13 protein-coding genes are annotated in these 22,663 nt (G+C 68.7%); 6 read left to right on the top strand and 7 right to left on the bottom strand.

The window, feature by feature from the left end; genetic code table 11:
- Positions 1-78 precede the first annotated feature (78 nt).
- Positions 79-2,241, top strand: coding sequence for an acyltransferase family protein (locus NVU01S_RS36545; RefSeq protein ID WP_052281375.1), 2,163 nt, complete (start codon positions 79-81; stop codon positions 2,239-2,241).
- A gap of 53 nt (positions 2,242-2,294) precedes the next feature.
- Here the strand turns inward: NVU01S_RS36545 and NVU01S_RS36540 are convergent, their stop codons facing one another.
- Both NVU01S_RS36540 and NVU01S_RS36530 read right to left on the bottom strand, forming a co-directional pair.
- Positions 2,295-4,271 carry a glycosyl hydrolase family 18 protein gene (locus tag NVU01S_RS36540; RefSeq protein ID WP_043681609.1) on the bottom strand — a complete coding sequence of 659 codons (1,977 nt, stop codon included), beginning with the start codon at positions 4,269-4,271 and terminating at the stop codon, positions 2,295-2,297.
- A 493-nt stretch (positions 4,272-4,764) separates the two neighbouring features.
- Complete coding sequence (locus NVU01S_RS36530) at positions 4,765-7,017, bottom strand: glycoside hydrolase family 31 protein (RefSeq protein ID WP_043681603.1); 2,253 nt, start codon at positions 7,015-7,017, stop codon at positions 4,765-4,767.
- A 201-nt stretch (positions 7,018-7,218) separates the two neighbouring features.
- On the opposite strand from NVU01S_RS36530, the gene NVU01S_RS36525 reads away from it, so the two are divergent.
- Complete coding sequence (locus tag NVU01S_RS36525) at positions 7,219-7,398, top strand: YegP family protein (RefSeq protein ID WP_014986775.1); 180 nt, start codon at positions 7,219-7,221, stop codon at positions 7,396-7,398.
- Positions 7,399-7,444: 46 nt separating this feature from the next.
- Here NVU01S_RS36525 and NVU01S_RS36520 read toward each other — a convergent pair whose 3' ends face one another.
- On the bottom strand, positions 7,445-8,902 hold the full coding sequence (locus NVU01S_RS36520; RefSeq protein WP_043681600.1) for an FAD-dependent monooxygenase: 1,458 nt from the start codon (positions 8,900-8,902) through the stop codon (positions 7,445-7,447).
- Positions 8,903-8,973: 71 nt separating this feature from the next.
- Between NVU01S_RS36520 and NVU01S_RS36515 the strand changes: the two genes are divergently transcribed.
- Positions 8,974-9,621 carry a TetR/AcrR family transcriptional regulator C-terminal domain-containing protein gene (locus NVU01S_RS36515; RefSeq protein WP_043681597.1) on the top strand — a complete coding sequence of 216 codons (648 nt, stop codon included), beginning with the start codon at positions 8,974-8,976 and terminating at the stop codon, positions 9,619-9,621.
- 4 nt (positions 9,622-9,625) lie between these two features.
- Here the strand turns inward: NVU01S_RS36515 and NVU01S_RS36510 are convergent, their stop codons facing one another.
- The 3 genes from NVU01S_RS36510 to lexA form a co-directional block, all read right to left on the bottom strand.
- On the bottom strand, positions 9,626-10,030 hold the full coding sequence (locus tag NVU01S_RS36510; protein ID WP_043681594.1) for a YybH family protein: 405 nt from the start codon (positions 10,028-10,030) through the stop codon (positions 9,626-9,628).
- A 122-nt stretch (positions 10,031-10,152) separates the two neighbouring features.
- Positions 10,153-12,150 (bottom strand): ArnT family glycosyltransferase, encoded by a 1,998-nt coding sequence (locus tag NVU01S_RS36505; RefSeq protein WP_043681591.1) that lies wholly within the window; start codon positions 12,148-12,150, stop codon positions 10,153-10,155.
- Positions 12,151-12,273: 123 nt separating this feature from the next.
- Entirely contained in the window at positions 12,274-12,951 is a 678-nt protein-coding gene (gene lexA / locus NVU01S_RS36500) for a transcriptional repressor LexA (protein WP_042253714.1), read from the bottom strand.
- Between the two features lie 373 nt (positions 12,952-13,324).
- On the opposite strand from lexA, the gene NVU01S_RS36495 reads away from it, so the two are divergent.
- The 3 genes from NVU01S_RS36495 (at position 13,325) to nrdR (ending at position 17,582) form a co-directional block, all read left to right on the top strand.
- Positions 13,325-13,828, top strand: a complete 504-nt coding sequence (locus NVU01S_RS36495; protein ID WP_156161978.1) for a hypothetical protein — start codon at positions 13,325-13,327, stop codon at positions 13,826-13,828.
- 1,792 nt (positions 13,829-15,620) lie between these two features.
- Positions 15,621-16,877 (top strand): hypothetical protein, encoded by a 1,257-nt coding sequence (locus tag NVU01S_RS36490; protein WP_043680982.1) that lies wholly within the window; start codon positions 15,621-15,623, stop codon positions 16,875-16,877.
- Between the two features lie 231 nt (positions 16,878-17,108).
- The gene (nrdR, locus tag NVU01S_RS36485; RefSeq protein ID WP_029900639.1) at positions 17,109-17,582 is read left to right on the top strand and encodes a transcriptional regulator NrdR; all 474 of its coding nucleotides are present in this window, start codon (positions 17,109-17,111) and stop codon (positions 17,580-17,582) included.
- 517 nt (positions 17,583-18,099) lie between these two features.
- Here nrdR and hrpA read toward each other — a convergent pair.
- The gene (gene hrpA, locus NVU01S_RS36480) at positions 18,100-22,542 is read right to left on the bottom strand and encodes an ATP-dependent RNA helicase HrpA (RefSeq protein ID WP_043680985.1); all 4,443 of its coding nucleotides are present in this window, start codon (positions 22,540-22,542) and stop codon (positions 18,100-18,102) included.
- Positions 22,543-22,663: the final 121 nt, after the last annotated feature.

Below are 22,663 nucleotides of genomic sequence, written 5' to 3'. Positions count from 1 at the left end.
AACAGCGGTTTTCAGATCGGCTCGAAGTGCCGAAAGTTGTCGGGACATTACCGGCGAGCGTTGGTAAGAATGCTGTCCATGACACGGACTGCCACGCGCGAATTGGTTATTCGGCAGGACGATTCGGTGCCGCGGGTATCGAGGGCGCAATTCCGGCCCGATGTCGAAGGATTGCGGGCGATCGCGGTACTCGCCGTGATCGCGTTCCACGCGGGTCTGGGCGGCATCGATGGCGGATTCGCGGGTGTGGACGTCTTTTTCGTCATTTCCGGGTTTCTCATCACCGGCCTGCTGTGGCGGGAGGTGTCGGGCACCGGCACCCTCGCTCTGGCCCGGTTCTACGGCGGACGGGCTCGGCGGCTGTTGCCCGCGGCGGGCGTCGTGCTGCTCGCGACCGCGATCGCCGCGGTCTCATCGCTGCCGCCCTTGCAGGCCCGCGCGGTGCTCGGCGACGCGATCGCGAGCGCGCTGTACGTGGGCAACGTGCGACTGGCCGTGCACGGTACCGACTACCTGGCCGCCGACACACCACCGTCACCGTTCCAGCACTACTGGTCGCTGGGGGTGGAGGAACAGTTCTATCTGCTGTGGCCCGTGCTGCTCGTCGGTCTCGCCTGGTGCGTGTCGCGCCGGCGCGCGGCCGGTGGTTCGCCGAGGCCCTACTCGATCGCGCTCGCCCTGATTGCTGCGGTGTCGTTCGCGACCGCGCTGCACTGGACCCGCACGCTCCCGCCCTGGGCCTTCTTCACGCTGCCCGCCCGGGCCTGGGAACTGGCCGTCGGTGGTCTGGTCGCGCTCTCGGTCCCGCTGTGGCGACGATTGCCGCCGCCGGTTGCCGCCGCCGCGGGCTGGGCCGGTCTCGGCTCGATCGTCCTGGCCTGTCTCCGCCTCGACGAGCACACGCCCTATCCCGGAACTGCCGCGCTCCTACCGGTTCTCGGTACTGCGGCGATCATCGCCGCGGGCTGTGCCGCGCCGGGCCGGGGCGCCGGGCGCGCGCTGTCCGCCGCGCCGGTGCGGGCGATCGGCAGGCTGTCCTACTCGTGGTATCTCTGGCACTGGCCGGTCTTGCAGCTGGCTCCCCGGCTGCTCGGGCACGGTCTCGGCACGGTCGGCGTGCTGGGCGCGGTCGCGGTGTCCGCGGGCCTGGCCATGCTGACGCTGTGGCTGATCGAGGATCCCGTGCGGTTCGCGGCGCCGCTGCGGCGCTCGGCCGAGTTCAGCCTGGTCTGCGGTGGTGTCGTCACCGCGGCCGTGGTCTGTGTGGTGGTGGCGTTACTGGCGGTCGTGCCCGCGCCGGTCGGTCGTGGCGCGGCCGCACCGGCCCTCGCGGTGACGACGGCGCCCGCCCCGCCGGCCGGTGTGACCGACCCGCACGAGGTCACCGTGCGGCAGCTGACCGCGCAGGTGCAGGCGGCGATCGCGGCATCGGCCGAGTTGCGTGCCGTCCCAGCGAATCTCGATCCGTCGCTGGCCGAGGCCCCCGGCGACAAGGCGGCGGTGTTCGGCAATGGTTGTGTCCGTTCCTGGCTCGACGTCGGGCAACCCGAATGCGTTGCGGGCGAACCGGGTTCGGCGACGACAGTGGCGCTGGTCGGTGATTCGCACGCAGCCATGTGGAGTCCGGCCCTCGAACAGGTTGCCGAGCAGCGACAGTGGCGGCTGGAGACGATGAGCAAGGTCACCTGCCCCCTGCTCGAACTACCCATCACCAGCCCGTACCTGGGCCGGGAGTACACCGAATGCGTGCGGTGGCGAGGCCAGGTCATAGCCAGGCTGCGCGCCGAGCGTCCGCGTTTGATCGTGGTGAGCATGTCGCGCCGCTACGGTGGTGACTTCGGCTTCACCACCTACGACCAGGCCTGGCTCGACAGCCTGACCCGCTTGACCGCCCAGCTGCGCGCGACCGGAGCGAGCGTGCTTGTGCTGGGCCCGGTTCCGGATCCGCACAGTACCGCCCCGGCCTGCCTGTCCGGCCATCTCGACGACGCCGTGGCGTGTGCCCCGGCGCGGCCGGTCGCGGTGAACGACGCGGGCATCGCGGCCGAGCGCACGGCGACCGTGGCGGGGTCGGCGCAGTACGCCGACCTGACCGAGCTGTTCTGTACCGCGCAGCGCTGCCCGCTCATCACCGGCAACGCGCTGATCTATCGCGACGACAACCACCTGACCGTCACCTACGCGAAGGCGCTCACCCCGGTGCTCGCCGCGCTCGTCGACCGGGCGCTGGCCGCACCCTGACACGCGAAAAGTGGACCTCGCGGTCGCGAGGCCCACTTTCGTTGCCGCGCTTGCTACTTCAGCGTGACATCGTCCGCGCTGTACTTGCCTTGCCCGTACCAGCCGTGCAGCCAGATCGTGACGCTCTTGGTCGAGGCGCCGGTGGTGAACTGGGTGGACAGCTGCTGGTAGTTACCGCCGGTGCTGGGTGCCCAGGTGGACGCGTCGCTCGTGCCCGTGCCGGAGGCGCCGAGGTAGACGTAGTTGCCGTTCACCCACGCCGCCAGCGTGTAGGTGCGCCCCGGTTCGACGGCGACCGTCTGCGAGCACCGGGCGTTGTCGCTGTCGGTCGGCGTGCCGCCCAACGCGTTCTTGCCGCCGTGCACCGGAGTGCTCACGATCGAACCGAGCGTGCCCGCACACGACCACGGGGACAACGCGCCGCTCTCGAAATCACCGTTGACCACACCGGAGCCCGCGGGCGGCGTCGTGGTCGGCGGGGTGGTCGAGGGCGGTGTCGTGGTCGGTGGTGTAGTCGACGGTGGTGTGGTCGTCGGTGGTGTGGTGGGCGGGGTGGTGGTCGGCGGGTTGCAGTTCGCGGGCGTACTGTTGACCCCGTCGATGACATGGTTGAACAGGGTCGGCGTCGGACCCAGGTTCTCCAGCGAGTACATCATCGCGCCGCCGAGGCCCTTGCAGTGCAGGTAATCCACTTTGGCCTTGATGGATTGCGGTGAGTCACCGCCCCACCAGTTCGTGCCGTCGTAGAAGTAGGCGGCCTGTGCGGTGGTGTCGAAGAACGTGCGCGACGGGTTGTCGACGACCCCGTTCAGTTCCTTGTACATCCGGATGCCCGGCACGTTGCCCGACATCGGTGCGCCGGGCGCGGGCCCCGTCGCGGGCTGGAACAGGCCGTGTTCGCTGCCTGCCGGCACGCCCGTCCAACCGCGGTAGTAGAACGGGAATCCGACGGTCAGCTTGTTCGCCGGAAAGCCGCCCGGGATGCCGTAAGAACTGTCACCCGTGGTCCACGCGGTGACCGCCGCATCGATGTTGTACTTCCCGTTGCCCGGCGGGACCGGATTCATCGGATCGTCCGGCCTGCTGTAGATGGGGTCCTGGAAGTTGGTCGGCCCCTTCGCATCCCACGCGCCGTGCATGTCGTAGGTCATGAGGTTGACCAGGTCGAGATACTTGCCGAGGTTGGCGGTGTCGTAGTGACGGATCTTGTCCTGGCCGGCCCCCACCGCGGCGGTCAAGGCGTAACGCTTGCCGTCGGCCGTGCCCTGTGCGTCCAGTTGCTTACGCAGTTCGGCCGTCAGCAACGTGAAGTTGGCGCGGTCGTTCGGGGACGCGTGATTGCCGAGATGGCCACCACCGCCGGGATACTCCCAGTCCAGGTCGAGACCGTCGAAGATGCCCTTACCGGTGCCGGGCCCGCCGTAGCCGTTCTGCTTGGGCAGGTTGCCCTTGATGAACATGTCGATGCAGGACGCGGCGAACTTCTTGCGCGCGGCATCGGTGGCGGCCACGTCGGAGAAGAACTTCGAGTAGGTCCAGCCGCCGATGGACAGCAGCACCTTGAGATTCGGGTGCTTGGCCTTGAGCTGCTTCAACTGCTTGAAGTTGCCGACGATCGGGTCGTCCCATTTGTCGGCGGTGCCGTCGACACTGCTGGCCGCGTCGAACGTCTTGCCGTAGTCGGCGTACGAATCACCCGCCCCGTCACCGGCATTCGGGTTGTTCTCGTTCTGGTCCGCGGCCTTGTTGGCCTCGAAACAGGTCAGGTCGGTGGGGTGGATGTTGGCGAACGCGTACATGATGTAGTCGAGCTTGCCTGCCATCCCCGACGTGTCGACGTGCTTGGGGTAGAAGGCGTTCTGATAGATCGACCACTGGTTGAAGTAGGCGATCTTGGCGCCACCGGTGGACGGGCCGGTGCTGGCCGTGAGCGCCGGCGTCGCGTTGGTGAGGGTCACCAGGACCGTCGAGACGCCGATCAGAATGGCCGCGACGGAGGCCGCGAGCCAGGGGAATTTTGCCAACCGCATGGGGTTCCTCCCTGAGGTGAGGCTGGATTGGGGCTACCTCGCGCAGCGGTCGAGCGGCGAGGCACAGACACGCACCGACGGGAAGAACCTGCGGGGTGTCAGCTCTGATGTCACCGATGCGGCGGCGGACCGCGACATCGGCATTCCCGTTCACTTGCCGCGCGGCGGCCCGTCGGGTCGGAGCTGAGCTGGAGCCGAGAACAGTTGTGCGGGTGGATATCTCAGTGACAGCCCGACGATCTTCCGTCGGCGTCCGGACGTCCCGTTGCAGCATGACACGGTAGTGCTCTGCCCGAGCTCCCCAGCGAGACTGGGGAACTGCGGAAGACGCTCGGCCGCAAGCGAATTCGCGAGCTGCAAGCGTTGCATCGCCGGTCTGCGAGTGGCTCCGCCGCGGAGTGCGCGCCACAGCCGGCTACGCCGGAGCGGCGGGCGCCCGCGGCGCCGTGGCAGAACTTTCTCATCGTGTTTCCTTTCCTGATGCGGCAACGGGCTATCCGCCCACCGCCTTGGTGCCGGTCAAAGTCACTGTCCGGCTGTCCCGCGCGGCGATCGGCGCGGTCTTCACGTGCACCACGCCGCCGCGATCTTTCGGGTCGAACCACCAGCCGCTGTCCGCGCGGTCCAGCTCGGCGCGATCGGCGCAGCGGTTCAGCGCACCGGTCGAGGTCTGCACCGCGGCCGGCGCGGCGGCGGTGTGCACCGCGAGCTGGTAGCGGCGTTGCGCGGGCTGGTCCCGGTAGGATCCGGTCGACGCGCCGATCGTCACCTCGACGGTGCCGGTCCCGGAATCGGGTGCACGCACGCCGAACTGCTGAGTGGCCTGCGCGCCGGACCGGTAATCCCTTGTCACACCGTCGTCTTCGGTCAGCGTGAAGCTGCCCGCGCCCTTCGGGTAGATGTCGAGATCGAGCACCCCGCGGTCGCGGGTCTGCCAGGATTTGGTGCCCTGCGCCCACATCGGCACCACCGCACCCGCCCGGACGAACAGCGGCAGGGTGTCCAGCGGCGCGCGATACCCGTTCACCGTGGTCGGCCCCTGCCAGGTGCGCCCGGTCCAGTAGTCGACCCAGGTGCCCTCCGGCAGATAGATTCCGTCGCGCACCTCACCGTCGCGATACATCGGCGCGACGAGAAAGTCCTTGCCGGAGAGGAACTCGTAGCGTGCCTGGTCGCCCCAGGTGTTCGGGTCGTTCGGGTACTCCAGCGCGAGCGGGCGCACCTGGCCGATGCCGGTGCGATTCGCCTCCACCGCATAGGAATAGGTGTAGGGCAGCAGCCTTTCCTTGAGCTGCAGGTACTTCCGATTGATCGCGGTGTACGGCTCACCGTAGCGCCACGGCTGCTTGTCCTTGGGCGCCCACCCGTCCATCGACATGATGGTGGGCAGGAACGCTTTCCACTGCAGATCCCGGGTGTAGGTCTGCGGGCTGCCGCCGAAGATGCCGTCGACGTCGCCGGTGTTGTACGCGATACCCGACATCGTCGCGCCCGCGTAAGTCGGTATCTGCCAGCGGATGTAGTCGTAGGAACCGGCTTGATCCCCACTCCACAGCACCGCGCAGCGTTGCGCGCCCGCCCAGCTCACCGGCGTCCACACGAAACCGCGGGCGTCGCTGTTCTCCTCGATACCCTTGTGCGCCTTGTCGCAACCGTCGAGGGCGAACTGGTAGCCGGGCCCGACCCAGGCCACGTCCAGCTTGCGCACCCGCACACCGGCTTTGACCTCCTCGGCCTGATGTGGCAGGCCGTTCTCGGTCCACAGGCCGAGCTGCATGTTGTTCTTGCGCAGCCCCTCTCCGACCTGCTGCAGATTCTCGTAGCCGCAGCCGTAGCCGTCGTTGACCAGCATCCAACCATTGGGCATCTCATTCTTGGTGTAGCCCTCGGCGATGGCGACGGCGTCGAGGGTGTGCCGCTCGCCCCGGTTCGCGTTGTGCAGGTAGCAGTCCGAGTCGCCCATCTCCAGTCCGTAGATCGGTGGCAGGAAGGGGCGTCCGACCAGAGCGGTGTAGGCGGAGATCACCCCTTTCGGGCCCTTGCCGACGACGTAGATCGCGTCGAATCGCCGCTCGTCATGGGTGGTGCGCACGGTGTCGCCGAAGGTGTAGCTGCCGGGCGCGAACGTGTTGCGCAGCACGCCGTATCCGTTGCTGGACAGGTAGAACGGCTGCGAATTCGGTGCGCCGCCGTCGTTCCAGTTGTCGTCGGCGAAGATTCTGATCGTCTGATCCCGGTGGCTGAATCGTCCGTTCTGTTCACCGCCGCCGAAGAACTGTTCCTGCTGCCCGCGGCCGAGGCTCTGCGTGGTGGTGTCGCCCTTCCAGGACAGTGGCGACTTCTCGGCCCAGATCTGCGCGGTGTCGGCGCCGTCGTACAACGCGAAGCGCAGCGGGCGCTTGTACGCGCGCAGCGTGATCTCGCCGGTGGACAGGGCCCAATAGTCGCCCTTGTCTTTACGTTTCGGTATCGCGGGTGCGGTCTTGCTCGGCAGCACGATCTTGTCGCCGGCCGGATCGGTGAATTTCCCGTCGGGCGCCAGTTGCACGCGCACGGCGCCGGCCTGCGGGAAACTCACCCGCACCGCGGCGGCGCCGGATTTCACAGTGGTGGTGGGGCCGTCGTCGGTGACGCCGCTGATGTCCGCCAGCTGCCCGGAGTCCGCGTCCGCCAGGGCGTCCGGCATGGCGACCAGGCTGCCCGCAGCGACCAATAGACCCAGGGTGAGATGTGCGATTCTGCGCATCAAGTGGACCTTTCACGCACGAATGAGCATCGGGTGTGTCCTGCAAGTAGAACCACAACCCGCACCGCAATCTCGACTGGCGACAACTGGGGAATTGCGAAACATGCGCATCCTGCCTGTTCAGAGGCCCGCGATTGAATTGATACCGAGCGGTTACTCCCTAAGGGACACCTGTTGTCCAGTGGAAAGGAAGAGGTAGTCATGGCCGCGAAATTCGAACTGTTCACGGACAAGGCCGCGAAGACCCGTTGGCGGCTCAAAGCCGCCAACGGTGAGGTCATCGCCGCGAGCCAGGCCTACGAAAGCAAGGCCGCGGCGCGCAACGGCATCGAATCGGTGCAGAAGAACGCGCCCGGCGCGGCCGTCGACGACCAGACCTAGTCGAGAGGCGTCCGCAGCACCGGCGTTCGCGCGACGGGTGCGGCGGTCACGGGGCCGAGCCGAACCAAGTGGTCAGAACTTCGGCCAAGGCGTCGTCGCCGCATTCTTCGCCGACCCAGGCGACGTAGCCGTCTGGGCGCAGAAGAACGGCGTCGGCAGCAGGGATTTCGCCGACGCCGGGCACCCGCCACGTGGCCGGTGTCGTGGCGTGCACGACGTCCACTTCGCCGCGCACCGGAGGGGTTCCGTTGTCGTTGCAGCACAGCAGTATCGGGCGACCCGACCGCAGTAGTTGATTGACGCGGGCCCCGCCGTCCAAATCGAGATCGGGCATTCGGCGTCCGGCCAGTGGGTGAGTTCCCTTGGTGTCGTAGCGGATATCGAGCGCGGTGATCATCAGCCCGAGTCGGTGCCGTACGACGTCCGCATCGATCAGATCGCCGAGGATGTCGCGTAGGGCGTCGACGTGTGGACCGGACCGCTGCAGGGCCGTCTGTGCCCTGGTGTTGTGCAGGACTCGCGCGCCGACCGGCAGGCGCTCGGTTTCGTAGCTGTCCAGCACCGCACCGGAAGCGTTGCCGCGCAAGGTGATCGCCAGCTTCCAGCCGAGATTCACCGCGTCCTGCACGCCGAGGTTCAAGCCCTGGCCGCCGGCGGGGTAGTGGATGTGGGCGGCATCGCCCGCGAGGAACACCCGGCCGGCACGGTAGCGCTGCGCCTGTCGCGCGGCATCGCCGTAATGCGTCACCCAGCGGGGGCTGTGCATCCCGAAGTCGGTGCCCGCGATCTCCCGGTAGTGGTCGCGGAACTGCTCGAAAGTCACTGTCGCGCCCCGATCCAGCACCAAGTCGTGTCGCTGCACGACGAGGCGGTACCAGCCGGGCTGGAACTGCACCGCCGAGAAATCGCCCGCGCCGCCGCGGCGACCGAAGAACGGCTCCGGCGGCGGATCGGCGAGTTCCACATCGGCCAGCATGCCGGTCATGGTGGCCTCGGTGCCCGGGAAGCCGATGCCTGCCAGCTTGCGCACCGCGCTGCGCCCGCCGTCGCAGCCGACCAAGTAGGCGGCGCGGATTCGGCGTGGTCGGGGCCCGCCGACTTCGAGCTCGATGCCGTGCGCGTCCTGGGTGTAACCGGCGACAGGGGACGCCCAGTACACCGGCGCGCCCGATTCCGTTGCCCGCTGGTCGAGTTCGCGTTCGACCACCGATTGCAACACGGCGAGCATGTACGGATAGCGGGTGTCGAAATCGTGGAAGTCCAGCGGGAGGGCGCCGAAGTGGCCTGCGTTCATCGGGCGGCCCTGGGCGAGCAGCGGCTCGAGCAATCCCCGTTGATCCAGTAGCTCCATCGTGCGGGCGTGCACACCACCGGCCCGTGCCTCGCCGGTGCGCGCGGGGAGGCCGTCGAGCAGCAGCACGTCGATGCCCGCCAGCCGTAGCTCGCAAGCCAGCATCAGGCCGGTCGGTCCGGCACCGGCGATGACCACCTCGGTCGTTTCCATGAGCCTCTCCTTAACAACGTTAAATTCCTTAACGTCGTTAAGGACACCTGAACTTTGTTAAACTGTCAAGCGTGAAGTTGGATACGCAGGTCATCGCGCAGGCTGCGCTCGATCTACTCGACGAAGTCGGCCTGGATGGACTGACCATGCGGAAAGTGGCGGCCGCGCTGGACGTGCAAGCTCCGGCGCTGTACTGGCATGTCGCGAACAAGCGTGAACTGCTCGACGCCATGGCGCGCAACGTCTTCGTCGCCGCCGTCGACGGGGTGGAAGCGCCGCGCCGGGGTGAGGAATGGGACGAGTGGGTGATGCGGCTCGCCGGCCGGCTGCGCCGGTCGATGCTGCGTTACCGGGACGGTGCGAAGGTGCTCGCGGGTACCTACGTCAACGACGAAGCAATGTGGCGCACAGTGGAATTGACGTTGCGCACCCTGGAAGACGCGGGCTTCTCGACCGTGGACGCCGGCCGGGTCTTTCCGGTACTACTGCATTACACAACGGGATTCGTCATCGAGGAGCAGGCGCGCCTCGGCACGGACTACGACCGCAACCCCTACGGGATGGACCAGCTCGGGCAGGCGATGGACGCCGCCCGCTACCCGTTGACCACGCACATGGTGGCGCGCTTCGCCGACGCGGACTCCGACGCCGAGTTCACCCACGGCCTGCGCGTGATCGTCGCCGGAATCCGCGCCACCCGAACGGATCAGCGCACCTGACCTGCTACTGGTCCGCGGTGCCGGAGGGGTTGTCGATGAGGTAGCGCCAGCGGCCGTCGGCGCCACGCCGCGCGACATCGGTGGCGGTGCCGTGCCGGGTGACCGGCTGACCGTCGGGCGCGGAAACCTCCATGGTCCAGTCGATCAGCAGCAGGGCGATGTCGTCGGCCTGATATGCCTGGCGCAGTGTGGCTTTCATCGACGTCGTCGTCTCGGCGAATTGGGTCAGCGCCGCGGACAACCCCGCGCCGGAGATCGGATGTCCGGGGCTGGGGACCACGATCCCGGCGGGCTCGTACAGGTCGGTGAGTCCCGGGATATCGCGGGCATTGAACAACTCGACCCAGCGGTCGATGTAGCGGCTGAATTCGGCGTGTACCGCCGCGGCTCGGTCATGATTTGTCGTCATAACCCACCCAGCGTAACCGTCGCTGTCGCTGTTGCCGACAACAGTCGAAACCTGCGCGGGGCGTTCGGGTTCCGCACCGGCACGTCGCGATGGCCGCACGATCCCCTCGGGTGCGGCATCCGTCATGACTTCGGGCGGGTGAGGTCGTAGACGGCGACGTTGCCGTAGTGCACGGCGGTGTAGTGGGCGGCGACCCAGTCGGCGATGTCCTTGTGGCCGGCGGGGCGCCACAGGCCGTTGTTCACGGGCGGCACAGTCGGGATGACGCCCGGCTGGTCGGGAACCTTCCAGGCATCGGGCAGCTTCACTTCCTGCGCGAGGTAGTAGGTCACCTGGTGGGTGCGGACGAGGTTCTCGAAATCGGCCAGGCTCGGCACCGGGTCGGCGGAGGTGAAGCCGCCGATCGCGATGACCGGGGTGTGACTGGCCAGCTCGAGGCTCGCCGCGGTCGAGGACCGGTCCACCGCCGCCGACCAGGGCGTGGTGGTGTCCCGCAGCAGCGCGGCGACCGGCGGCTCGGTGGTGCCGTCCACGAATGCGGTGACCGCTCGTCGGATCTGGTTGGCCGGACCGGGCTTTTCCGGCTTGGCCGGACCGACGGACGGGCTGCCGCCGACATGTTCCTGCGGCAGGGTGGCCGCGGCATAGGCGGTGGTGCCACCGAGTCCGGCGAGTACCCCGGCGACCACCAGCACCGAAATCGCCCGGTTGCGCAATCGCCATGACACCGCAGGGAACACGCTCGCGAGCAGTCCGAGCGCGGCGAGCATCGATACCGCGAGCACCGTCCAGCGCAACCAGGGCAGCCACTCGGCGTTACGGCCGAGCAGCACGAAAGCCCAACCGCCGGTGGCGAAAATCAGCGCCGCCGCACCGATCCGGCCGAACGCCACGGCGCGCTGCCGCCACACCTCGTGCACGCCGAGGGCGAACATCCCGGCCACGGCGGGCCCGATCGCGAGGGTGTAGTACGCGTGCATGCCGCCCTGCATGGTGCTGAACGCGATGCCGTCGATGAGCAACCACAGTCCGAAAACCAGTGCGGCGCCCCGCACCGGGTCGGTCCGCGGCGCGCGCCGGCGCGACACCAGCACGAGCCCGAACGCCAGCAGCGCGGCGGGCAGCAGCCAGGAGATCTCGAACCCGATCTCGCCGGTGAACAGTCTGGTCGGGCCCGATCCGCCGCCGAAGCCGAAACCGGTGCCCACCGAGCGCGGCATCGTGTAACCGGGCGGCAGCTCGAAAGGGTTGGCGCCCCGGTGATTGTGGCCGAGAAACCGCGCGAACCCGTTGTAGCCGAGCACCAGATCCATGAACGTGTTGTTCGTCGATCCCGCCAGATACGGTCGTGTCGTGGCGGGCCACAGCAGCGTCAGCACCACATACCAGCCGGACGACACGACCAGCGCCGCCGTCGCGTCGACGAGGTGCCACCATCGATTCCGCAGCGTGGTCGGCGCGACGATCAGGTAGGTGAGCCCCAGCGCGGGCAGCACCATCAGGCCCTCGAGCATCTTCGCCAGGAACGCGAACCCCAGCGCGACGCCCGCCAGGATCAGCCACCGCACGCTCGCGTGGCGCAACGCCCGGATCGTGCAGTAGGCGCCCGCGGTCATCAGCAGCACCATCACCGCGTCCGGGTTGTTGAACCGGAACATCAACGCCACCACCGGCGTTGCCGCGAGCACGGTGCCCGCGAGCAGCCCCGCCCCGCGACTACCGGTGGCGCGGGTGACCGCGGCGTACAGCAGGGTCACCGCGGCGACGGCCATCAACGCCTGGGGGACGAGCATGCTCGCGCTGCTGAAACCGAACAGCTGACCCGACAGGCCCATGACCCATTGGGACACCGGCGGTTTGTCGACGGTGATGAAATTGCCGGGGTCCAGCGAGCCGAACAGCAGCGCCTCCCAGTTCCGGGAACCAGCCCAGGTGGCGGCGGCGTAGAAGTTGTTGCCCATGCTGTTGACGGTGATGTGCCAGAGGTAGGCGGCCGCCGTGCCGATCAGCAGCGCGGCCAGACCGACGCGCTCCCAGCGGCGCGCCGGTGGCAGCGTGTCCGATGAGGCGGGGATTGCCGAGTCGGGCGCAGGGGCCAGGGCGGCGCTGATCGCGGTCACCGCAGGAGCATGACCGGCACAGCGGTGAGGACCCTGGGTGCATCCTGGCAATGTGCTGTGAACGCGCCGGACACGCGAACGGCCGCACGGATCGCCGTGCGGCCGTTCATCTGTCGAGCGTGCTCAGATCTTGCGGATGACCGTGACGACCTTGCCGAGCACCTGCGCGTCGTTGCCCGGGATCGGTTCGAACACGGGGTTGTGCGGCATCAGCCAGACGTCCTTGCCGGTGCGCTTGAACGTCTTCACCGTCGCCTCGCCGTCGATCATGGCGGCGACGATATCGCCGTTGTCGGCGACGTTCTGCTGGCGCACCACCACCCAGTCGCCGTCGCAGATCGCGGCGTCGATCATCGACTGACCGACGACCTTCAACAGGAACAGCGAACCCTCGCCGACCAATTCGCGGGGCAGCGGGAACACGTCCTCCACCGCCTGCTCGGCCAGGATCGGACCACCGGCGGCGATCCGGCCGAGCACCGGCACGAAGGTCGGGGTCGGCCTGCCCGAATCGGCGGTGGCGCCGTCGGTTTCGTCGACCGGGGCGATGTGCAGGCTGGTGACCGCACGCCCCACCTCGTCCAGGCCGCGAACATCGACCGCGCGTGGACGATTCGGGTCGCGCCGCAGGAATCCCTTGCGCTCCAAGGCTCGAAGCTGGTGGGCGACCGAGGAGGTGGAGGTGAGCCCCACGGCGTCACCGATCTCCCGGATGCTCGGCGGGTAACCCCGCTCGCTCACCGAGGAGCGGATCACCTCCAGCACTTTGCGCTGACGCACGGTGAGATCCGCCCCGGAAATCGCCGAGTCGGCGCCGCCTTCGCTCTCGTCGCCCGTGTCGTCTGTCTGCCTCACCGCAACCGCCCTTCCGTGCTGTGTCCGGGCGGATCCGTTGCCCGGCAAATCTCGTGCTCGGCTTGTCGAGAATTTCGTCTTTTTGAATCTAGACCGGTCGAGCCCATGTTTCAAACATCTGTTCGAGGAGTGTCGGGCGTTTCTGCTGACTTTGTCGGTGGCTCGTGGTAGAAATCGAACATCAGTTCTTCGAACACCTGAGCGAACAGCATCGAACATGGCACCCAGCAGCGGCACCGAAAAACAGCCCCACCGAAGCGTCCAGCTCGACCGATACAGCTCGACCACAGACGGAGCACCCACCACGGAGGTTTGTCCGATGAGCACTGCGATCAGCGATATCAAGACGGAGATCGGCGCGACACGCAAGAGCGTCGCGCTGCGTGTCGCCGACGACCTCGATCGCCGCGAGGCCGGTGCGGACGAGATCGACCAGGCCTTCGCCACGGTGCCCCGGGTGCACCGCGGCACCCTGCGCACCCGAGCGCTGGACTCGACACGTTCCGTCGTGGATCGCCGCCCGCCCAGTGCGCGCCCCCGCGGCGGGGTCGTCGTGTACGACCGGGGCACAAGGACTTCCGCGGTTCGCCGCGCGCGTGGCGCGCACCCCGGCGAGCTGGTCGAGCAGGCGCAGGTCGGTTTCGCGGTCCTGGCCGTCGCGGCGCTGCTCAGTGCATTGGTGGTGGCGGCGCTGATCACCCTCGCCCATCTGCGCGCGGGGGATTGGGGTAGCGAGATGTCCCCGGTACCTGCGGAGCATTCGTTGTCCGTCGAGGGCGGGGTGGGAGTGGAGTTGCCGGAAGGTGTTCCGGCGGTGCGTTGATGGGCGTCCCGGGGGTGAGGGCGGGGTGGACGGACGAAGTGTTGCGGCGGGTCGTCGGGTTTGGTTGTGGTGCAGCCCTGCGGGCTTGAAGGGTTCGGGGGCGTGGGGTGGGTATGGGCGAACGGGGGTGGTTGCGGCGCGTCGTCCGGCGTTGGCGTGGTGCAGCCCTGCGGGTTTGACGGGGGTTCGGGTGGGGTGGATTGGCGGGCGTGAGTCTTGGTCTCGTGGGGGTTTGCGGGGGTGGGGCGGACGAGCGGGAGTGGTTGAGGGCGGGTGTGCCGGTTTGGCTGTGGTGCAGCCTGCGGGCTGCGTGCTTGGCGGGGTTCGGGTGGGGTGGATCGGCGGGGGTGAGCCTTGGTTTCGTGGGGGTTTGCGGGGTGGGGCGGACGAGCGGGAGTGGTTGAGGGCTGGGGTGTGCGGGTTTGGCTGTGGTGCAGCCCTGCGGGCTGCTTGAAGGGGTGGCGGTTCGTGCCGGGGTGGAGCGGATCGGCAATCGAGGGTTCTGCTGAGGATTGGAGTTGGGGTGCGGGGGCCGGGGGAGTGAGTCTTGGCTTCGCAGTGGTTTGCCGGGGTTGAGGTCGGGCGATTCACCTTGCAGCGCAGCTGCTGCGGTGGCGAGTGGCTGGCTTTGTGGCGGAGGTGCGGTGGGGCGGCGAGCGGCCGGCTTTGTGGTGAAGGTGCGGTGGGGCGGCGAGCGGCTGGCTCTGTGACGGAGGTGCCGTGGGGCGGCGAGCGGCGGATCTTGCCGGTGCATCCGCTCGATGCGGTGGGCGCGGAGGTTCCAGGGGCGCAATCCTGAAGGCTGCGCGTGCGTAAAAGCTGCCCAGGCTCGCAAACGATGGCGTGCGCGACGTTCCCGCACCCTTTCCGTCTTCCCGCACCCCGACTTGCCGTGCGACACGCCGTGTTTGGGATCGGAAGGGGTGCGGGAAGGTGGGATGTGGCCCTTTCGGGCTTGTGCCTGCGATGTCAGCCGCGCTGCGCGCGAGGGTGCGCGTCGGGGCGGCCCGGGCTGCGCGTGGGCGACGTTCCCGCACCCTTTCTGTGTTCGCGCACCCCGGCTTGCCGTGTGACACGCCGTGTTTGGGATCGGGAGGGGTGCGGGAAGGTGGGATGTGACCCTATCGGGGTTGTGCCTGCGATGTCAGCCGCGCGGCGCGCAAGGGGGGCGCGTCGGGGCGGCCCGGGCTGCGGGTGGGTGGCTTTTCGCACTTGTTCTGTGTTCGCGCACCCCGACTTGCCGTGCGACACGCCGTGTTTGGGATCAGAAGGGGTGCGGGAAGGTGGGATGTGGCCCTTTCGGGCTTGTGCCTGCGATGTCAGCCGCGCTGCGCGCGAGGGTGCGCGTCAGGTCGGCCCGGGCTGCAGGGTGGGTGGCTTCTCGCACTTGTTCTGTGCTCCCGCACCCCGACTTGCCGTGCGACACGCCGTGTTTGGGATCAGAAGGGGTGCGGGAAGGGTGGGATGTGGCCCTATCGGGTTGTGCCTGCGATGTCAGCCGCGCGGCGCGCGAGGGTGCGCGTCGGGGCGGCCCGGGCTGCGCGTGCGCGACGTTCCCGCACCCTTTCTGTGTTCCCGCACCCTGACTTGCCGTGTGACACGCCGCGATTGGGAGCGGAAGGGGTGCGGGAAGGGGCGGTGAGCTGCGTGGGGGGTTCGGGTTATCGGCCTGCAACGTGGCCGGAATTGTCGATTGCTGTCTGGAACATGTTGCTAGTGTGCTGAAACGCGATCTGGCAGGGGCTCTTGCCAGACGTTCTTTCGTCGGACGAGCGAGTCGGGACAGCCAGCAATGACGCACTTCGCCACTACCGGACGTTCGGTCCGGTTTCTTGCCGGAATCGCCGGGCTCGCTGTGAGTCTCGTGTTCGGGATCGGTGCGATCCCGGTCGCGCAGGCCGCGCCCGTTTACGCGACGTTCCTGGATCTGCCCGCGGTGAACGGGGAAGGTACGGGCGGGGGCGGGCTGAATCCGGCACTGCCGCTGGATGAATCGACGTTGGTCGAAGCGGTCGAGGCGGCGCGGGCCGACGGGATGCCGCCGCGCCGGTACGCGACCCTGCTGCATCAGTACTGGTTGGTCGTTGCCACGCGCAACGCCGATATCGACCTCGCGGGGTGGGATCCGGCGCGCGGCGTGCGGGCCAACGAGCGCACGTTCAATCAGGTGTACGTCAACTATCTGCGGCTGACCACGCAGCATCCGGAGTTCTACTGGGCGGGGCTGGCCGGGATCGCGGGCGGTTCGTTCGCCTCCGGCTTCTTCGACATGAGCGATGTGGGGGTGGTGCTCGACCTGCCCGGCATCCAGCAGCTCGGCAACACGGTCGCCGACCTGTTGCGCGGCACCCCGCCGGAGCTGGTGCGCGACCTGCCGGCCGACATCCGCCTGCTCGCCGCCGAAGGTGCGCGGCTCACTCCGCAGGACGTCGCCTGGTATCAGACCCGGCTGATGATCATGCAGAAGCACATCTTCACCGACCTGGTTCCGATGCACGAAGCGTACGTGGCGCTGGGGATGCGCGGGATCGACGAGATGACCGAGGCGGGCATCCTCGACGCCGACATCCACACCGCGTGGCAGTCCATCGCCCGCGGAACCCAGGACGGTTACGTCGACGCCCTGATCAAGATGACCGACCGGGAACAGAACCGGGTGATCGCCGACCAGTGGGACGAGACCGCGGCGGGCCGCGCTCCGATCGGGCGTGTCCTCACCTATGTGAGCACGATCGCCGGCAAACCGGCGGTGCCCGGCGTGCGTGCGCCCGGGGTGTTCGCGCCGGCGACGGTCCGGGCCGACCTCGGCGGCCGCACGCTCGCGCTGCGCACCCCGCTGCCCGACTTCAACTGGGCCGACCGCGACACGCGGTGGACCTATATCACCGGTGATCTCGTGCCGCGCCACATCGACCTGGAACAGAATCCGGTGCTCGGGCCTGCCGTGCTCGGGGAACCGTTCTGGAACAAACTCGCCCGCGGGCGGCTCGTGCCGCGCCTGCCCGAGTTGATCGCCGACCTGACCTCGCAGTGGCAGGTGGCCGGATAGGCCCGTCCGCGCGGGCGGCAGATGCGGCAGTGACGGTCCCGCTACCGGGTGAGTGGGACAACCCGGGGACCCGGACAGGTATCCTCGAAGTGCTATGCAGGTATTCCGCGTATCGTCTGAGGTTTACCTGGTGCCGGGGTCTAGGCCCCTGTACACGTGCTCGCCGGGACGGTCACCCCGATCGGTTGCCGGGCCGGCCGCGAGCGCTCGCATCGACGAAGGATCTCTCGGATGCATTGCCCGTACTGCCGACACCCAGACTCCCGGGTGGTGGACTCGCGTGAGGCCGACGAAGGCGCGGCCATCCGCCGCCGCCGCGCGTGCCCGCACTGTGGGCGGCGGTTCAGCACCGTGGAAACCGCGATCCTGTCCGTGGTCAAACGCAGCGGCGTCACCGAGCCGTTCAGCCGGGAGAAGGTCATTCGCGGCGTGCGCCGCGCCTGCCAGGGCCGTGAGGTCGACGACGACGCCCTGAACCTGCTCGCCCAGAAAGTGGAAGACGCGGTGCGCGCCAAGGGTTCTCCGGAGGTGCCCAGCCACGAGGTCGGCCTCGCCATCCTCGGTCCGCTGCGCGACCTGGACGAGGTCGCCTACCTCCGCTTCGCCTCGGTGTATCGCTCTTTCACCTCCGCGGAAGACTTCGAACGCGAGATCCAGGAGATGCGCAAGGCGCGCGCCGACGCCGCCATGGTGCCCGCCGAATAGCCGATCCCTCAGCACGCCGCGACCGCGCGCCTTGGCATCGAACTCCGCCACAGCGCGCGGATCATCGGTGTGACACAGCGGGATACGACGATGCTGTAACTCGGGTACGAGGCCGATGCCATCCCGCGACGGCCGTGGTGGGCTGCCAGGCGGACGGCGGTGATGCCGCGTTCGATCCGCTTGGCGGACACCGGAATGGGCTACCGACCTCGGTCATAGCGCGCGGATCATCGGTGTGACACAGCGGAATACGACGATGCTGCGAGGCGTATGTCCACGCCAACCGCTTCCCGCTCCGCGCCGACCTCACCCCTGCGGCGGTCATCGTGCGACCGCCGATGCCGCGGTCGACTTCCGGGTGATGCTGGGACGGCAGGCGGCGTTCGAGCGCGAAATCGGCGAGCTGAGTCGTAGGCGAAAGTGCGTCGCCACCAGCAAGGGAACCTCGTGAACTGCCTGTCGCGTCGGAGTGCGGGAACTCGCGAAAACCCGCCCAGCGGTCACCACCACAACGCGCCTAGCGGCGAACGGCGGCGATGGCGCGCTCGATCCGCTTGGCGGACACGGGGTATGGGGTGCCGAGTTTTTGGGCGAAGAGGCTGACTCGGAATTCCTCCAGCATCCACCAGATCTCGGTGACGGCCGGGGTGCCGCGCCGGTTCTCCGGTAGGGAGTTCAGGAGGCGGTCGTAGGCGGCGATCGCGCGATCCAGTTCGGCCATGCTCTGCCGGTCGCGGACCGCGGAGCCGGGCAGGGCCTCCAGGCGGGCGACGGCACCCTGGAGATAGCGGGGGAGTTCCCGCAATCGGGTGCTACCCCATTCGGAGACGAAGCCGGGGAACACCAGATTGTCGAGCTGGTCGCGTACGTCGTCGGCGATATCGCGCTCGGTGGTGTCGGCCAGTGCGGCCGAAACCCGGTGCGCTTCCGCGAGAATCGGGACGAGCAGGCGCACCAACCGGGCGACCGCGGTGGTCAGGTCCGGGCGGATCTTCGCGACCAGTGCGGTGAAATCGTCCGGGCTGCGCACCGGCCCGCCCGCCGCGGCGATGAGTTCGTCGGCCGCCGCCGCGCGGCAATCCTCGACGAGCGCGTCGATCGACCCGTACGGATTCTGGCTCAGCGCAAGGCGATCCGTGGGCGGCAGGCTCGCGGTGACGGTGCGCACCGAGGTCGGGATGGCGTTGAGCACGAGCGCGCGGGTGCCCGCCCGCATCGCACTGGCTTGCGCGGCAGGCGAACTGAGCACGCGCACGGCCACGCCGTCGCCCTCGGGCACCAGCGCGGGGTAGCCGGTGACGGTCTGCCCCGCGACCTCGCGTCGCACCGTCTCTTCGACCGTGCCGAGCGATTCCGAGGTCCACACGGCGGCGGGCGCGCGTTCGGCACCCGCGGTCGCCCGCGCCACCGAAGCGGAGACCTGTTCGGCCAACCGGGTTTTCAGCGTTTGCAGACTCTTACCGCTGGCCAGCACCCGGCCGTCGGTGTCGACCGCCGCGAACGTCATCCGCAGATGATCGGGCAGAGCGCTCGGGTCGAGGTCGCTCGGGTCGATGGTGATCGAGCCGAGGCGCGACAGTTCCCGCGACAGCCCGGTGCGCAACGGTTCTGCGCGGGGCGTGAGCGCGGCCAGCGCGGCGGCGGCGAAATCGGGTGCGGGAACAACGCTGCGCCGCAACGCTTTCGGCAACGTCTTGATCAGTGCCGCGGCCAGTTCGTCCCGCATGCCGGGCACCAGCCAATCGAAGCCGACCGCGCGCACGTGCGCGAGCTGCTCCACCGGGATGCGTACCGTGACACCGTCTTCCTCCTGGCCGGGCTCGAACTGATAGGTCAGGGGGAAGCTGAGTTCGCCCTGCCGCCAGGCGTCGGGGAAAGCGGCGGGGTCGAGCGCCGCGGCGTTCTCGTTGACGACGGTGGCGGTCGAGAAGTCGAGCAGCGCCGGATCTTTGCGGGACGCGCCCTTCCACCATTTGTCGAAATGGCGCACCGAGACGATGTCGGCGGGCAGCCGCTTGTCGTAGAACTCGAACAGCACGTCGTCGTCGACCAGAATGTCGCGGCGGCGGGCGCGGTGTTCCAGATCGGCGACGTCGTCGATCAATTCGCGATTGCGGTGGAAGAACTCGTGCCGGGTCTGCCATTCGCCCTGCACCAGCGCGTGCCGGATGAACAGCTCGCGCGACAGTTCGGGATCGATGCGGCCGTAGTCCACCTGCCTGCCGGTGACCAGGGGGATGCCGTAGAGGGTGACCCGCTCGTAGGCGCTGGCCGCGCCGCGCTTGGCCGACCAATGCGGTTCGGAGTAGATGCGTTTCACCAGATCACCGGCGAGCCGCTCGGCCCACTCCGGCTCCACCTTGGCCGCCATCCGGCCCCACAGGCGCGAGGTCTCGACGAGTTCGGCCGCCATCACCCAGCGCGGTGGTTTCTTCGCCAGCGACGACCCGGGGAAGATCATGAACTTCGCGTTGCGCGCGCCCAGGAACTCCCGTGACTCCGCCTCGCGCACGCCGATGTGCGAGAGCATGCCCGCCAGCAGCGCCTGATGGATACTGACCGAATCCCAAGGCATGTCCTCGGATTCGAGCGCCGCGCCACCCGCAGCCTGCGGGCGATCACCGCGCCGCCCCCGCCTCGACCCGCGCGAGCCGCCCGCAGCGTCCGCCGCCGCGTCGCCCTCGCGCCGGTCCGCAACGGAACCACCGCGGCGCGACCGGCGACCACGTCCCTCGCCTGGCCCGCCCCCGGATTGCCCTCGGCCCCCATCGTTTCCGACGCCGTCCTCGACTCCGCCCCGGCCGCCCTCGTCCCGGTCACCACTGTCGCCTCGGCCACCGTCGGCCTCGCCTCGACCGCCCTCGGTCCGGTCACGGCTGCCGCCGTCGCCCTCGCCGCGGCCGCCGTCAACCCCGCTTCGGCCACTACCGGCCTCGCCTCGTCCGCTCTCGTTCCGGCCACGACCTTCGCCTCGGCTACCCGCAGCCCCGCCTCGGCGACCATCGGCCCGGCCACGCCCACCCCCGCCGCCTTCGGCCGCACCACCGCGAGCCCGCCCCGCCTCTTCGCCCCCCTCAGCCCACCCCAGCCCCCGGGTGATCGTGCGCAGCTGCCCGTGCAGGTCCTGCCATTCCCTGATGCGCAGATAATGCAGGAACTCCTCGCGGCACATCCGCCGGAACTGGTTGGACGACAACGATTTCCGCTGCTCGGTCAGGTAGTCCCAGAGTCGCAGGTAGGCCAGGAAATCCGAGCCCTCGACGACGAAGCGGGCGTGCTTGGTGTCGGCGGCTTGCTGATGTTCGGCCGGACGTTCGCGGACGTCCTGGATGGACAGTGCCGCGACGATGATCAGCACTTCGGCCAGGCAGCCGGTGCCGTGCGCCTCGACCAGCATCCGCGCCATGCGCGGGTCGACCGGCAGTTGCGCCATGTCCCGGCCGATCGGGGTGAGCGTCAATCCGTAGTCGTCGGTGCGGGTTTCGGGTCCGGCCTTGCCGTCGGTCCGCCTGCCCAGCGCGCCGAGTTCTTCCAGCAGCGCGATGCCGTCGCGGATCGCCCGCCGGTCGGGGGCCTCCACGAACGGGAAGTTCTCGATATCGCCGAGCCCGAGCGCGGTCATCTGCAAAATGACGGCGGCGAGGTTGGTGCGCAGGATCTCCGGTTCGGTGAACGCGGGCCTGGCCTCGAAGTCGTCCTCGGCGTAGAGCCGGATGCAGATGCCGTCGGCGACGCGGCCGCAGCGCCCGGCACGCTGGCGGGCCGAGGCCTGCGAGACCTTCTCGATCGGCAGGCGTTGCACCTTGGTGCGCATCGAATACCGCGAGATGCGTGCGGTCCCGGGGTCGATGACGTAGCGGATGCCCGGCACCGTCAGCGAGGTCTCGGCGACATTGGTCGCCAGCACCACGCGACGACCCGGATGCGGCGCGAACACCCGGTGCTGCTCGGCGGTGGACAGCCGGGCGTAGAGCGGCAGGATCTCGGTGCGCGGCAGTTTCAGGTCGCGCAACGCGTCCGCGGCGTCGCGGATCTCGCGTTCGCCGGACAGGAAGACCAGGACGTCGCCGTCGCCTTCGGCGAACAGTTCGGTGACCGCGTCGCCGATGGCGTCCACCGGGTCGCGGTCGACCACCGTGGTGTCCTCGTCGTCTTCGTCGGCACCGGGCAGTTCGAGCGAGAGCGGCCGGTAGCGCAGCTCGACCGGATAGGAGCGGCCGGAGACCTCGACGATCGGTGCGGGCGTGCCCTTTTCGTCGGCGAAGTGCCGGGCGAACAGTTCGGGGTCGATGGTCGCGGAGGTGATGATCACCTTCAGATCGGGTCTGCGCGGCAGCAGCTGTTTCAGGTAGCCGAGCAGGAAGTCGATGTTGAGGCTGCGCTCGTGCGCCTCGTCGATGATGATCGTGTCGTAGCGGCGCAGCAGCCGGTCACGCTGGATCTCGGCGAGCAGGATGCCGTCGGTCATCAGCTTGATCAGGGTGCGGTCGGAGGCGTGGTCGGTGAAGCGGACCGTGTAGCCGACGACGTCGCCGAGTTCGGTGCCCAGTTCCTCGGCGATGCGCTCGGCGACGGTGCGCGCGGCCAGCCGGCGCGGCTGGGTGTGGCCGATGGTGCCGCGGATGCCGCGGCCGAGTTCCAGGCAGATCTTCGGGATCTGGGTGGTCTTGCCGGAGCCGGTCTCGCCCGCGACGATCACCACCTGATGCGCGGCGATGGCGGCGGCGATGTCGTCGCGGCGCTGGGTGACGGGAAGCTGCTCCGGGTAGCGGATCTGCGGCACCGCCGCGCGGCGCGCGTCGATGCGGAGTTCCGCGGCGGCGATCTCCGCCTCGACCGCGCCGAGGTCGCCGCCGCGCGCCCGGTCGAGCCGGCGGCGCAGCCGGTATTCGTCGCGGAGGGAGAGATTCGCCAGGCGGGTGCGGAGCTCGCGGGGTCCGGTATCAGCTGTCCTGGTCATTGCATCGATAAGCGTAGCGAAGGAAGGCAACCGGTATTTCCGGTAGGCGGTGCGCCAGGGTTGCCACAGATGTGCGGTTCGTCCGTATCTACCGGGTGAACACGGGTTGATATGCGAGGAT

Origin of the sequence: Nocardia vulneris (assembly GCF_001613425.1) — a bacterium.
Lineage (GTDB): Bacteria > Actinomycetota > Actinomycetes > Mycobacteriales > Mycobacteriaceae > Nocardia > Nocardia vulneris.
This window is presented reverse-complemented; position numbering and strand designations above follow the sequence as displayed.